The sequence below is a fragment of the Paenibacillus sp. YIM B09110 genome (assembly GCF_037167145.1).
GTDB lineage: Bacteria > Bacillota > Bacilli > Paenibacillales > Paenibacillaceae > Pristimantibacillus.
Genome location: NZ_JBANSP010000005.1, coordinates 55,939 through 70,875 on the forward strand (window position 1 = coordinate 55,939; position 14,937 = coordinate 70,875).

11 protein-coding genes are annotated in these 14,937 nt (G+C 50.3%); 5 read left to right on the forward strand and 6 right to left on the reverse strand.

Features of this window, described 5'->3' with window-relative positions:
• Positions 1-195: 195 nt before the first annotated feature.
• Together V8F51_RS09130 and V8F51_RS09135 are read left to right on the forward strand one after the other, a co-directional pair.
• Positions 196-1,818, forward strand: coding sequence for a sensor histidine kinase (locus V8F51_RS09130; RefSeq protein ID WP_337099877.1), 1,623 nt, complete (start codon positions 196-198; stop codon positions 1,816-1,818).
• Positions 1,793-3,346, forward strand: coding sequence for a response regulator transcription factor (locus V8F51_RS09135; RefSeq protein WP_337099878.1), 1,554 nt, complete (start codon positions 1,793-1,795; stop codon positions 3,344-3,346). Before V8F51_RS09130 ends, V8F51_RS09135 begins: the two co-directional genes overlap by 26 nt.
• A 73-nt stretch (positions 3,347-3,419) precedes the next feature.
• Here the strand turns inward: V8F51_RS09135 and V8F51_RS09140 are convergent, their stop codons facing one another.
• Positions 3,420-4,415, reverse strand: a complete 996-nt coding sequence (locus tag V8F51_RS09140) for a formylglycine-generating enzyme family protein (protein WP_337099879.1) — start codon at positions 4,413-4,415, stop codon at positions 3,420-3,422.
• A 126-nt stretch (positions 4,416-4,541) separates the two neighbouring features.
• Between V8F51_RS09140 and V8F51_RS09145 the strand changes: the two genes are divergently transcribed.
• The 3 genes from V8F51_RS09145 to V8F51_RS09155 all read left to right on the forward strand — a co-directional run bounded on the left by V8F51_RS09145 (position 4,542) and on the right by V8F51_RS09155 (position 7,128).
• A complete protein-coding gene (locus V8F51_RS09145; protein WP_337099880.1) occupies positions 4,542-5,738 on the forward strand; it encodes an ROK family protein in 1,197 nt (398 codons plus the stop codon).
• A 216-nt stretch (positions 5,739-5,954) separates the two neighbouring features.
• Positions 5,955-6,581, forward strand: coding sequence for a chromate transporter (locus V8F51_RS09150; protein ID WP_337099881.1), 627 nt, complete (start codon positions 5,955-5,957; stop codon positions 6,579-6,581).
• A gap of 10 nt (positions 6,582-6,591) precedes the next feature.
• Complete coding sequence (locus tag V8F51_RS09155) at positions 6,592-7,128, forward strand: chromate transporter (protein WP_337099882.1); 537 nt, start codon at positions 6,592-6,594, stop codon at positions 7,126-7,128.
• Positions 7,129-7,201: 73 nt separating this feature from the next.
• Here the strand turns inward: V8F51_RS09155 and V8F51_RS09160 are convergent, their stop codons facing one another.
• The 5 genes from V8F51_RS09160 to V8F51_RS09180 form a co-directional block, all read right to left on the reverse strand.
• Positions 7,202-8,830: an extracellular solute-binding protein gene (locus V8F51_RS09160; protein ID WP_337099883.1), complete on the reverse strand. Its 1,629-nt coding sequence runs from the start codon at positions 8,828-8,830 to the stop codon at positions 7,202-7,204.
• Between the two features lie 70 nt (positions 8,831-8,900).
• Entirely contained in the window at positions 8,901-9,797 is an 897-nt protein-coding gene (locus V8F51_RS09165) for a carbohydrate ABC transporter permease (protein ID WP_337099884.1), read from the reverse strand.
• Positions 9,798-9,822: 25 nt separating this feature from the next.
• Positions 9,823-10,761 (reverse strand): ABC transporter permease, encoded by a 939-nt coding sequence (locus V8F51_RS09170; protein ID WP_337099885.1) that lies wholly within the window; start codon positions 10,759-10,761, stop codon positions 9,823-9,825.
• A 547-nt stretch (positions 10,762-11,308) separates the two neighbouring features.
• On the reverse strand, positions 11,309-12,700 hold the full coding sequence (locus tag V8F51_RS09175; protein ID WP_337099886.1) for a sulfatase family protein: 1,392 nt from the start codon (positions 12,698-12,700) through the stop codon (positions 11,309-11,311).
• A gap of 48 nt (positions 12,701-12,748) precedes the next feature.
• On the reverse strand, positions 12,749-14,644 hold the full coding sequence (locus V8F51_RS09180) for a beta-N-acetylhexosaminidase (protein ID WP_337099887.1): 1,896 nt from the start codon (positions 14,642-14,644) through the stop codon (positions 12,749-12,751).
• Positions 14,645-14,937: the final 293 nt, after the last annotated feature.

The following is a 14,937-nucleotide window of genomic DNA, read 5'->3' on the forward strand; positions in this document are numbered from 1 at the left end:
GTTGTATACTTCAATAAAACACTTCGACAGGAATTTGGTGAACACATCATGCGGCCATATAGCTGGGATAAACTTAGCATCAAACAGCGTCTTACCGTCTCTTACATCATCTTCATACTCATTCCGTTCTGCCTATTATCCGTGCATTCCTATATTCAAAGCCGAACATACCAAAAGGAACAAACGGCCAGTAATATGAAGCAGACGCTTTCTATTCTTAAGAGCGGCATGGAAGGAAAGCTGGATCTAGTGGAGAGCGTCAGCCAAAGCATTACCTATAATGCGAGATTGCATGTCTTTCTAGAGGATCCATTCGAGAATCAGAACGGCTCCATGGAGGAATATCTCCAGTTCATCAACCCTATTGTTTTTTATGGCGTGCAATACAATCAGGTGGACATAACGAGCATTAAAGTTTATATGAACAATTACAGCATCCCCGAAGGATTCGGAAGCTTCTATCACGATACGGCCGTTCAGGGAACGAGCTGGTACGATTCTTTCATTGAATCAGAGAAGAGGTCTCTCTGGATCTCCCTTCCCGAGGAGGGCACGTATGAATATTTGCAAAAAATTGTTACCATGGAAGGCCATTTCCTCGGAGTCACCCGTGTAACTCTTCTTAAACAAAGCCTGCTTGCATCTTTGGATGAGACATCTGTAGACGGTTCTGGGGTATTTGTTGCGGATTCAGCTCAGCGGTTATTGTATGCCAATACGGAGGATTTTCTATCGCCTGCAATCGTGAATCGTTCATTAATCGATGATCAATTCGAGCAGAACGGGAGACTCTATATACAAGATCAAGTGAATCGGCTTCATATAACGGTCGGGATGGCACAGAGTCTCCCCCGCTCGCTGCAATCGTATCAACTACTGACTACGGCTGGTTTCATTGCGGCGATAGTTCTATCCATCTTTCTGTTCTATCAGGTGCTCAAAACAACTTTCGTGAAAATCAAAGCTAGCATCCGTTCCATGGATTATTCCATCCGCACGGGATTTGTCGAAATGATCCCCGTGGAAAGAAATGATGAAATCGGCGTTATTTCCGAGAAGTTCAATACGCTTCTTGTTCAGATCAACAGCCTGGTAAGCGATATGATCAAGCGGGAAACGGTGCACAAGGACGCGCAGCTTAGAGCGCTCCAAGCCCAGATCAATCCTCATTTCATTTACAACACGATCAATGTATTCAGCGCCAAGACGGAATTAGCCGGTCTGTATGATGTCTCGGAAGCGTTCGCCGATTTCGGCCAAATGCTCCGTTACAATATGAACGGCCAGTCCGAATATGCAACAGTAAAGCAGGAAATCGATCATGTATTACGTTATTTCCGGCTGCAAAAGCTGAAATATGGCGAACGGCTTCAAATGGAATGGACTTGCGATTCCGAGTTGCTCGGCCAGTCAATCATCCGTTTCATTTTGCAGCCAGTGGTGGAAAATAGCATCACACATGGGATGAGCAACCGAAAGGATATGGTCATTACCGTAGACGTCAACTTAAATGATCGCAACGAGATCGTAATCGTTATTATGGATAACGGCTCAGGCATCTCAGCAGCCCGGTTAACTGAACTGAATCAGTATTTCCAACGCGGGCAAGATGTCATTGGGCCTCTGACTTCACTCGGTTCGATGGGGACAGGTATCGGATTAGGCAACATTAATAACCGGCTGCGCCTCTTCTACGGGGATTCCTATACAATTAGGCTGGAGAGCATGGAAGGCCGTTTTACCAAAACCTTGCTAACCGTTCCTTGCCATAAACCAAAGGAGGGGTACCATTATGTTGAATCTTATGATCGTGGATGACGAAGAGCTGATTCGCGAAGAGATCAAATCCAAAATCACGCGTATTTCGCACCCTGCCATAGGCAACATTATGTTGGCTGCCGACGGTATAGAGGCGAAGCGGTTTTTGCGCGAATATAAACCTGAAATTGTCATATCGGATATCCGGATGCCGGGCATGGATGGCTTGACCCTTATTCGCGAGTGCTCGCAAACAAACCCCGATGTAAAGTTCATCGTGCTTAGCGGTCATGGCGATTATGGTTATGTCAGGGAAGCGTTCAAATACGGGATCGTCGACTATCTCCTCAAGCCCGTCCGACTATCGGAGCTGGAAATGCAATTGAACAAAGCCATCCTTCAATACACGACTGATACTTCTAAACAGTCATCAACGGCTATTGCCAATTCGTTCGCAAACGAAAGCAGACAATGGCTTAATCGTATCGTAAGCGGCGATGATCTTGATCCACAGCTTGTGAACAAGCTAAACGACACTTATTCAGAAACCTCTTGGCGTATATGCAGGTTTCTGTATGATAACCGGGATGCAGTAGATAGCCAGACTGAGGACAAGATACAAGAATTCTTTAACACCTTGCTCAGCATAAATGGGGAAAGCAAGACGATTACCCCTATCATCCTAAGAACAGATCGTGACGGCGGCATCTTGGCAATTAATCATAGTGAAAGCATCTCAACAGAAATACTGAAATTAAATCTTCACGCTTTGGTTGAACAACTATCACAAGTCACCGGAGCTCGTATTATGGCTGCTCTAAGCGATGCGCGGTCCCTTTCGAATGTAAAGGATGCGGATAGGAAGGCTGTAAATCTTTTATCCTACCGGATCTTGCATGAAGGCTCCTTCGTGCTTGACGAGAATGAGGGCAAAGGGAAAGAAAAGAGGCTCCCCGTTGACAAAAAAGAGATCGAACAGCTAATGGAACATCTCCGTCAGCTTAACTTGGACGAAGCCCGCCAAGGAATAGTCGATTGGTTCCAGACTACCCGGCTTAGGGCGATTGATTCTGCATATATCCGCCAGATGTATCTAATGATCTTATCTGAAATATCCAGATGGCATAGCGATAAGTTGCCAGAGGAAATGATTAGCTCCGAAGATGAATTCAATCGTCATCATTCACTCAATAACATTCGGATTCATCTCTTTAATCAGTTGAGTGCCATCGATCCAGGTGTTCGGCAGACTGGCGTGCGCTCCAGAACAGCAATTGGTATAGTCAAACAGTACATCGAAGAGCATCCTGACGGCGACGTCACGCTAGCAGATGTATCTAACCTGGTAGCCATGAGTTATACGTACTTCAGTTCATGGTTCAAAATGGAAACGGGGCTCACCTTTTCTGCATACGTTACGAGACAGAGAATGGAGAAAGCAAAGCGGGTGCTTGAAGATCCAACGGTCCGTATCAACGAAGTCGCTAATCTGGTTGGCTACGAGAATATTTATCATTTTTCCAGAGCATTCAAAAACTATACGGGAATGTCACCCAAAGAGTATCGGAAGAGCGCGGATGACATCTAATAGCGGCGGTTTCTCAAAAAGAAAGCGAGTCTCGAAGGTTATATAACCTCGAAACTCGCTTTCATTGCTTAGCTCAAATCAATACGACACGGAACCCCATATTCCCCGTCGAGCTGTCCGGTGTATTGCTGCTTCTAGCCGCAAGCCGATAGCGGTTGCAATAAGATCGATGGCATAAATACGAGCCTCCCCGCACCGAACGATTTTCCGTTGGTTCGTCAAACAGAGGATTTATATCCTTCGTTCTTGTATGATAATGCGGACTAAACCAATCCGCGCACCACTCCCATACATTGCCCGACATATTATAAAGGCCATATCCGTTCGGTTCATAGGCGTCCACGGGTGCAGTACCCACATAGCCGTCGCTTGCATTGTTTTTAACCGGAAATTTCCCCTGCCAAATGTTGCACATATGCTTGCCGTCCGGCTTTAGCAGATCGCCCCATGGATACGTCTTTCTGCTTAACCCGCCTCTGGCTGCATATTCCCATTCCGCCTCCGTCGGCAAACGAGTTCCCGACCATGCGCAATACGCCGCGGCGTCATGCCATGAAACGTGAATAACCGGGGGGTTCATCCGGTCTTCGATTGACGAATCGGGGCCTTCCGGCTTCTCCCAATACGCACCTTCCACGACAAGCCACCAAGGTACTTGCCGCGGCACGTTCACAACGTGCTGACGCGTTTTTTCCGATGCGAGCAAATGAAAAACATAGGACCAGCCGAATTTCTCCGCCTCCGTTACATAACCGGTTTCTCGAACGAACGCGCTGAATTGTTTGTTTGTAACCGCGAATGGCGAGATACGAAACGGATCGACGCTCACTTTCCGAATGGGTCCTTCCCCGTCTGCCGGAAATCCGTCCGCTGCATCCGTCCCCATAAAAAACTCCCCTCCCTCCAAGGAGATGAAGCTGTCATTGGGATGAGAGGAGACAATCGTCTCTTCGGGTTCATATTTCTTTGGAATGGCAACCGTTTGCGAAGCTTGACCTCGGCTGACGGAACAACATGATTGTTTAGGCTCCAGTTTACTCGTCCCTTTCGCTATAAGTTGAGTGGTCATCTAATTAGCGTGCATGAACCTTCCAAAACAGTTTAGCATACCGAATTTCGCTGTTGATAGAAAAACAATTGCTAGTCGATTATAATAAAGGGATTCCCATGCTATTACTTGGAATGAGGTTAACGCATGAACGTATTCTCGCACCAAATCGCTTCTCCGAAGAAGCTCATCTATATGCATGTCGCCCAGCATGGCATGACGTCGAAGGCCGAGCTTATGCCCGTATCCGGCATGACAAGCAGCTCTTTGACCCGTCTGCTGGACGAGATGCTCACGGATAAATTATTGCTGACTTTCCAGGGACAATCCAGCGGAGGCAGAAAACCGATTTTGTACGATATCAATCCGAATTACGGTTATTTCTTCGGTTTGGACATATCGCGCCGTACGTCAACGCTTGGTTTCTTCGACGCCAAGATGAATGCCAAAGCACTTATGCGGTGGCGGATGGACGAGGCGATGTCCCCTCCTGAACTGATTGATTATGTCGTCCGCAGCATCAAGTCCATCATGCAAGACCACCATATTGAACGAAATCAAGTGATCGGTATCGGAGTCGGAGCCGTTGGACCGCTTGAACGCGGCAAAGGAATTATTTCCAAGCCCTCAGACTTCCCGTCCCCAGGCTGGACCCATGTGCCGATCTGCAGCCTTCTGGAGGAGAAAACCGGTATCCCCGCCCGATTAGAGAACGGAGCGAACGCCGCCTTGATCGGCGAACATTGGTCGATGCGCAGCGAAAATCTGCAGCATATGCTTTACGTTCATGCCGGCGTCGGGCTGCGGTCCGCGATGATGTCGGACGGACATATCGTTCACGGCTCCGTCGATATGGAAGGGGCTGTAGGACAAATGGTCATTCAGATGGACGGCCCCCGCTTGCATGACCGCGGCAACTACGGCGCCTGGGAAGCATTCGCCTCCGTTCAAGCGCTCGTGAAACGTGCCCGTGCCGATGCGAAATCCGGACGTACGGATATACCGGGTGCGGCCCATATATCGCCGGAGCGAATTACATATGACATGCTGCTTCACGGCCTTCACGCAGGCAGCGCTTATGCGCAGGAAATTTTCACCCAGTCCGCCGTGCATTTCGGAATCGGGCTTGCCAACTTGATTAATGTGCTTCACCCCGAGACCATTATTCTAGGGGGCACCTTGATTAACAGCAATGAACTGTTTTATCAGACTGCAGTAGATACAGCGCAGCGAAACACTTATTATTATCCCGACTACGTTCCGAGCTTCACGAAAGGAATTCTTCGCGAGGATGCCGTGGCGATAGGTTCGGCACTCCTGATTTGGAAGGACCTCGCAATGTAAATTAACGTTTATCGGACAAGGCTAAAGCATTTTCTCGTGCTTTAGCCTTTTTCATGTTCCGAAATGACTTAATTCCAAATATACAAAAACTAAACTCATTATCTCCTACTTATCTCCCCAATAAGATTTATTTATAAAGATATCCTCAATAGTTTATCCCAATTTGGAATAAAGGTGATATAATAAAGAAAAAGCAAGTACGAAGAGGTGTCAACCATGGAGATGCGCCCACAACACGGTACATCGCGCTTATATGAATTATTTTGGGTTTTTCTCAAAATCGGCCCCGCAACGTTCGGCGGTGGATATGCCATGATTCCGATGATTGAAAAAGAACTGGTGGATAAACGGAAATGGATAACCCGCCAAGAAATGAATGATTTAATGTCTTTGGCGAGCGCGGCGCCAGGGGGTGTCGGCGTGAACGCTTCTGCCTTTCTGGGTTATCGAATGGGCAAGATACCTGGCGCAATCGCTGCGACCCTAGGCATTACGCTTCCCAGTTTTATTATCGTTTTTCTCCTTAGCGCCTTTTATGCAGCCTTCCAGTCCGAGCCTAAGGTAGAGGCCGCTTTCAAGGGCATACATGGCGCAATCATCGGACTCATCGCCGTAGCAGCGTTCAAAATGGGAAAAACAGCATTGTTCGACCTGGGTACTATCCTCATTTCAGTCTGTTCGTTAGCTCTGCTTCTGCTGACCGGGATAAGTCCAACGGCCATGATTCTGATTGGATTGGTTGCAGGCATTATCCTAATCCGCATGAAGAAGCTGCTCGGGCTATCCGTTCAAACCGAAAGATCCCCCAGCGAGAATCCGGCAATGATTGAATATTATATTTAGGGGTGGTTCCATGCTATACTGGCAATTATTCCTCTCCTTTCTAAAGATCGGGCTCTTGTCCTTTGGCGGCGGCTATGCTGTCATTCCTACGATTCAATACGAAGTGGAGCGATATGGCTGGCTGACAGCCGAACAATATCAGCGGAGCGTCTCGCTTGCGGGCATGTCGCCCGGACCTGTCGCAACCAACAGCGCAACGTTAATCGGTTATCAGGCGGGAGGTTTGCCGGGCTCCGTCATTGCTACGGCAGGAATGGTCCTGCCTTCTCTCGTCATCGTGATTCTAATCGCTGCTTTCTTCTATAAAATGAATACGAATATATGGGTCAAATCCTCTTTTTACGGTTTGCGGCCCATTATTACGGGCTTGATCGTATACGCCGCGATTCATTTCGGATTCTCAGGCCAATCCGAGGCCATCTACCATTGGTCTACGTTCGCGACTCTGCTGATAGGCGTCATCACTTTTCTTGCCATTATCAAATATAAAGTCCATCCCATCAGCGTAATCGCGGGGGCGGCGGTCATCGGTATTGTCTTGTTCTGACAGCCATCTTGGTAGACATAGTAACAGGCCACTCAGGACGGGATTCCCGTCGCGAGTGGCCTGTTTGCCGAGCCTATTCGATACCTTGCTCTTTCGCCTTCGCGTTCACTTCTTCGATCATCTTGTCGAGGCCTTTGGACTTATAGCCGTCAACGATCTTCTGCCAGGATTGCTCCACGGGATCCTTCGACATCATCACTTTGAGCAAATCGTCGTGATCGAACACCGTAAAGCTGTCCTTGGTCGGAGTCGACATGTAAGTCAAGCGGATGTCGTATTCCGGCACTTTCGTGTTGTTCAGAATCCAGTCGATGTATTCCACGGCATCTTCTCTAAGGCCTTCATGGGCAATTGCCGGGTTGCTAACGTCATAGCGGTCCGATGTTTCGTATGCAACCAAGTCTCTCAGGAAGCCGGTAGCCGGATACTTCTCTACATGAGGCGTCTTATCCAGCATAACCTTCTTGTCGCCTTCTACTTTGTAGTCCACGCCCTCTATGCCATAAGTCAGGAGATCTTTGCCCTCCGGGGACAGCACGTAATCATACAGCGCCAAGATGCGGTCCAGCTTCTTAGGATCGATCTTTCCGCTGAAGTAGCTCTCGGACCAATACGTTTTGAAGATGGCGTGATTACGCTCTCCGTCAGGTCCTTGCAGAGGCTTCAATACTTTCACGGTTTCCGAGATATCCTTATCCGGGTAGCCGGCAGCCCAACGCTTCGTATTGACGTTCAAATCCAGGTTGATGAATCCGCCGCCGGAAAGCATTGCCGCAGCTTTGCCCGAAGCAAATTTGTCATAGGCGATATCCGGACTTGTCAGCGCAATATCCGGATCAATCAGACCGGTATCATACATATTCTTCATGTTTTGAAGGGCAGGCAGAGCATTCTTGGAGAATACGGCCGGAATGAACTTGCCGTCTTCCTTGATCCATTTGAAATCCGCGCCGCTGCCGTCGCTCGTGGCAACCGGGTTGCCGTACAGCCAGAACAATCCGCCCAGCATCTTCACTTGTGCCGCTGTCAGACCTGTAATCTTCTTGCCTTCCGGATCAGCCTTCACGATCGCTTCAAGCATTGCATTGAACTCATCCCAAGTTTCCGGCTCCTTCGTAATGCCGGCCTCCTGCGCCAAATCCCAACGGTAGTAGACGACGCGGTCAAGCGCGCTCCAGTCCGTGCTCGGGAACATCCTTCTCGGAATCGTGTATTGTTTGCCATCGACGGCCAGCCCCGCAATGTCCGGAGCTTCAAAATATTTCGCTAGGTTTGGAAACTTCTCCAAGTCCGGCAGAGGAGCAACGACGCCTTGCTCGACCCACTTGCGTTGATACTGCGTGCCGATTGCGTCGATCGCGAATACGTCGGGCAGTTGTCCGGACGCGGCCCACATCTGGATTTTTTGGCCATAGTCATCCCAAGTCGTATTGATCGGTTTAATGGTAATATTGAATTTTTCCAAAATTTCCTGCACGATCGGGTCCTTCTCGATCTTGGTGGCTTCCGCTTCTACATCCCAGAAAGCAACGGAAATTTCCATCGGGTCCTTATACGGGTCGTCCTCGCCTCCCGCGCTCGAATTCGTCGTTGCCGGGCTCTCGGACGGTTTCTCGTTCCCATTGCCGCCGCAAGCCGCAAGCAACCCCGCGATCATAGCCAAGCAGGCCATGATGAAGCCAAACTTTTTAATTCCTTTCATTTTTGAATCCTCCCTTTTTTGTCATTGTGAAGCTTTTGCTAGGATAGGACAAGCATCTATATGAATTCCCTTATCCTTTAATGGAGCCTACTAGTATCCCTTTGGCGAAGTGCTTCTGCAGGAAAGGATATACCATCAGGATAGGCACGCTGGAGATGACGACGGTCGCCATCTGCAAGGCAGGCGTGTACACCTTGCTGGAATTGCTGTCGGCTGCTTGCTGAGCAAGCGTATTGAGCAGCTGATTGCTCGTGATGAGCGTCTCCCGCAAGTAAATCTGGAGCGGCGTCTTCGCCGAGTCGCTGATAAAGATGAGCGCGTACCACCACTCGTTCCAACGCTCTACCGCGTAGAACAAGCCAAAGGTGGCGATGAACGGCGCGGAGATGGGAAGAATGATTTTGAGCAAAATGTACAGGTCGTTGGCTCCGTCCAGCTTCGCGGACTCTTCCAAGCTTTCCGGCAGCGTGCCGAAGTAGTTTTTCATAATAATCAAGTAGAACGTGTTCAACCCTGCGGGAATGATCATGACGAATATGCTGTTGACGAGCCCCAGCGATTTGATGATCAGATAGAACGGAATAAGCCCGCCGTTGAAAAACATCGTGAACAGGATGAGCGTCAGCATGGCGTTCCGCCCCGGCATCCCTTTCTTGGATAACGCGTAAGCGCCCGCAACCGATATCGTCATGCTGAACGCTACGCCAACGACGGTTACGATGAGCGTATTGACCGTAGAGCTCCAAAACTTCGCGTCGGACAGGATTACCTTGTAAGCCGTTAAATCGAAGGACAAAGGCAGCAAGTAGAGATTGAACTGGCTGATGACCTCGAATTTGGCAAACGAAATGATCAGGACGTTGTAGAACGGGAAAAACGTGACGAGAGACAATAGTCCGAGCACGATATACACGGCGATGTCGAACGCGCTCATTCTTGTTTTTTTGTTCGCGTGCGTTTGCTTCATCAGTCGAATACCTCCAAGCTGTAATTTAATAGAGTCCTTCTTCGCCCATTCGCTTCACGATTGTGTTCGCCAAGACGAGAAGTACGAGGCTGATGACGGACTTGATGAGTCCGGCCGCCGTCATATAACCGAAGTCTCCGCCTACCTGGAACGATGTGCGATAGATATACGTATCGATGACATCGGCCACCTCATAGACAGGCGAGCTGTACAGGTTGAAGATTTGATCAAAGCTTGCGCCTTGCGTAAGAAGCTGCCCTACATGAAGAATAAGCAGAATCGCCACCGTGCTTTTAATGCCCGGCCATGCAATGTGGAGCAGTCTCTTGAACCGGTTGGCTCCGTCCATCTCGGCCGCTTCGTACAGCTCGGGATTAATGCCCGCCAGCGCTGCCAGGTAAATGATCGAATCCCAGCCGACTTCCCGCCACATATGCGTCAGATAAAGCAGAGGCCGGAAGGACTCGCTGTCCGTTAACGGCGCGATGGACTCGAATCCGAGGGCCATGATGATTTGGTTCACGACGCCGTCTCGGCTGAGGATCATCGTAATGATGCCCGCAAGCACGACCCATGAGATGAAGTGGGGGAACGTAAGGACCGTCTGGAAAAACCGTTTGGCCGTTTTCCTCGAAAATTCGTTTAATAGAATGGCTAGGAAGATCGGCATCGGGAAATTGATCAGCAGCTTCATCAAGCTGATGATAATCGTGTTTTTGAACGCCGTTTGGAAATCCGCGTCGGACCATATCTTTTGGAAATGCTCGAATCCGATCCAGGGACTGCCTAGAATGCCGCCGCTGTAGTCGAACGTCTTAAAGGCCAGCGTCACGCCGTACATCGGCGCGTAGGCGAACATCGCGTACCATATAAGAACCGGCAGAACCATCAGATAAAAGTATTTGTGCTGAAGCATCGTTTTCCAAAGCTTCTTAGTTGTTCCAACGCTCGCCTCGCTGCGCATCAACAGTCACTCCTTGCTTTTCTAGTATTGTGAAATCCGGCGATCATAGTCTGCTTTTTCAGTATAGAAGGGACGGCGAAAACGGAGTATGGACATAATCAGCCTTCTATGTGGACTCCGTAATGAAAGTGCTTTCAATCATTTTCAATCGCAAAATCCGACATATCCGCCATACAAATGTACATAGAATCTGTTGCACTTTCTGCAGCAGATTGGTCAGTTCCCGCACTCTCCAGCCCCTGTCATTGCATTAACTGCAACTGAATTGCTCTAACCAGCCTCACATAGCCACTAATCGGGCTTTTCTGTTACAGAAAGTGCAATCAACAAGCAGCCTCGTTGCTATATTACGATTATCCGCTGCACTTTCTGCAACGAGACTAGTACGCAGTAACCACGGAAACTAGCTGCAGCTTGCCAAAGTAGGCTGTAAGCGCACATATGCTCTTACACGATCCATGAGTCTGGCTGCACATGCTGTTGTAGGTTAATTAGTCAGCAATAAAAAAAAATAAGCCGGCGCATCATGCGCCGGCCTCCTGCTCCGTTATAGGTCCTTCTTGCTCCTGTATTCCTCGGCGTGCAGCGGCCCGCCTTCCTTCATGACCGTCCATAACGGATCGGTATCGCAGTCCATCGTCGCCATCATGCCGTCATGCCATTCGTTAAGCAGGTAGACCGCTTCCTTGCACACGTCCCGCCGTTCCTCTGCCAGATTGCGCTGCTCGTAAGGATCGTCCTTCAGATTGAACAGCATTTCCTTCGGAAAACCATGATAGCCGTCGTGATAAGAGCGAATATAGAGCCAATCCCCGAACCGGACGCTCCGCTGGCAGACATGGGCGCATTGCGTCAATACGAGGTAGTCCCTTCCCCGGTCCGATGCCCCGGATATGCCGTCCGCATAACTGATGCCATCCCAGCGCTCCTGATGTTTCGCGCCGATCAGATCGGCCAGAGTGGGAGCAAGATCCAGATGGTAATGCAGCCCCTCGTTCCTCGCGCCTTGCGCGCCGCCCGGCCAGCGGAAGATCATCGGGATGCGGCAGGTTCCCTGGTCGGCCGTGCCGTGTTCGGAATAGATGCCAAGCTCCCCCATATTCTCCCCATGGTCCGCGCTGACCAGTATGGCCGTCTCCTCCAAGACCCCGAGCCGCTCAAGCAGCGACAGCACATGTCCGATATGATCATCCATGTAACGGATCGCGCAGTCGTAATTATCGATAATCTGTCTTATATCTTCATAGGTTTCGATTTCGGCGCCGTGCCTGCTCCACTTGCCGTAATGCGACTTCGCGAGCGCGTTCATATCCGCAATGCTGTGCTGCCCCTCCTTATGCAGGTGGGATCGGAACACCTCTTCCGTCAGCCATTCCGGCAACGGTTCATCCGCGAACGGATGACCGTACTGATCCGGCACCCGATAAGGCGTATGGGGGTCCCAGAAGTTCAGATGCAGGAACCATTGATCCGATCGCCCGTTGTCCTCTAACCACTTCAGCGCGGTTGGGAGTACTTGATGCGCCGATTCCAACCCGTTCTCCCCGATATTATGAACCTCATGGAAGCCGGCGTTGAAGGTCCATGCGGAATGCCGGTCCGCGAACGTGCTGATCGTCGCCGTCTTATAGCCCGCTTCCCTCAATACGAAGGGGAGGCTCTCCCGCTTAAGTCGATCCTCGAAGCCCCGGGCGGCCCCGTCCCGCCGCATATCCGCCGCGGTGCCGCCATGGCCGGCTACGCCTGTATGGATTCCGAATCTACCCGACATAAGAGCCGTCCGGGAAGGCATGCACGGCGCATCGGAGCAATAATAGTTGGTGAAGACGGTGCCCTCTTCCGCTATGCGGTCAATGTTGGGCGACGTGGCGCGATGATAGCCGTAGCAGCCCAGATGATCGGGACGAAGCGAATCCAGGTCCAAATAAAGTATTCTCATGTTGCATCCATCTCCTTTTCGCAGATAACAGTCTATATGGCTTTAGGTCTATATGCCCGCAAGAACCGACGGCGTTGCAATCGCATGCCACAAGGCAACGCTTATGACTTTCTGCTCGCTTTCTTCCCTCGCGTCGAACGTCAGAATAGGTTCTTCCAACTCCTCCACATGCGAAATTTCGCCTCGCACGTACCCGCTAATGCGATCAATCGCGGTGTTGATCCGCTGCAAGAGTCCTCCCATACGCAGATCGAATATATCCAGGCCGAATATTTTGTTTTCCTGCATCCACTGCTTCTTATAAGCGTTCATGAACCGCTCGGCTCTTGCGCTTATTTCCGGCAGCAACGACTCCGCGTATTTCCCTAGCTTCTCTTTATTGCCGGCGAGGTACGCCTCTCTTATCTCGACGCCGACAGACGACTTCAGCTCAAGCAAGCCGCACAGCGCGGCCTGCGTTTCGAACAGATCGTTCCATTGCGGATTGCGTGCCGCCGCAATCTCCAATAACGCTGCGCTTCTGCCATAATGCTCCCTGTAAGCTTGCGGCTGAACATGCTTATCGATCAACCCGTATAATACATCCTGATACAACAAATATTTGCTTGGATTGACCTGATTGCCCATGCTTAGACCCGGCGAAGGATTATCGGGAACTAGGTTGGCGAGATCCAAGGACATGAAATCTCCGTAATCGCCGCCCGCGCATGTCTCGAAGCGCTCCCGCAGCACGGCTTCGTCTCCCGTGTTCTTATAGCAAAGCTCCGCCCACAGCTGCAAGGTCGGCAGGACGGCGTAGAGCGAGCATTCCGCCCCATTGTCTCCCCATGCCGTAACGAGCGTCTCGCGTATCCCGCTTGCAACGCAGCTCTCATGCGCCATGATTCCGATATGACGGCTGAATGCGTTGTTCGGGGCGAATCCCGTCCACTTCCAGGCGCCGCCGGCGAATACGATGTTGTCGCTCAATTGTTTATGCTTGCTCATCATGCCGTCGTATTTCGCACGATCTTCCGTATAATAATCCCAATAAACGAGTCTCAGATCCTTCGGTATATGGGATGCGATATCCGCCCTGATCGGACTTTCGGGGTCGTAGTATTCGCCGCCGCTCGCAAGCCTGAAGAACATGTCGCTCCACATCATCGCCTTGTATCCGTACGAACGGGCGATGTCCATCACTTTGGCGAAATGCTTCATCATCAGCGCGGAACGGTCGTGATAACCGTGCTTGTCCAAATATTTGCCCAGCCCCATCATATGCGCTTCGTCCATTCCGATATTAATGCTTCGGCTGCGCAGATTGTCCGACATGGTCCGGAACATCTCTTCGATCAGCTTGTAGGTCCCCGGCTCGTCAATCAGCAATATATCGTTGCAATCTACCAGATCGGCATGGGCCCCCCACTTCAGCGCAGGTCCAAGATGCGCAAGCGTCTGTATGCAAGGAATCAGCTCGATGCCAAAAAGCGCCGCGTAACGGTCCATGCTTTTCAATTGCTCCGGCGTGTAGCGCCCTCTCATATAGCCGAAGTACGGATAGGCTTTCATCTCGTAGGTGTCTTCCGTATATAACTGAACCGTCGTATAGCCCATAAGCGCCAGTCGCTTGATCATCGTTTTGAACGCGTCCATATGCAGGACGGCGTTGCGCGAGCAGTCGATCATAACGCCCAAACTGTCGTACCACGGGGTCTCCCGCACGCTGAAAGGTTTGCCTTTTCTAAGCCCCTCCACGGCCAGTCCGAACGCTCGAACAAACTGCGAGCCTCCGCCGCAAGCGACAACAACCTTTTGACCGTCGTACTGAACGGCGATGCCGCCGCTCCCCGGTTTGAATTGCACGGAGATGCCCTCCGCCGACAACGCAACGCGCAAGCCGCTTGCCGCTTCGGATATGGCTTGTCGTTGATCCTCCGTTAAACCCTTTATCTGAATGTCCATCCAAACACTCTCCGCTCTGTCATTGTCGTGAGAGGAATGCCAAGCTAACCGCTTGCTTCCTCTTATCGAATCGCTTTCCTGGCATGCGCCTTGGGAACGCTTACAGCAAATGCGCTTATAACGGGTCCGCATGCGATCAAGCGCATAGTCCGTTTTTTACCTGCTTGACCATCTTCCTATAAGCTCTTCCATCATGTATTCAGCCATATTATAATGAACAATCAGGATTGCGGAGTATAGATAAAACCGGTATTTTCATTGTTTATTTTTATTAAAATGCTTCTTTCCTTTGA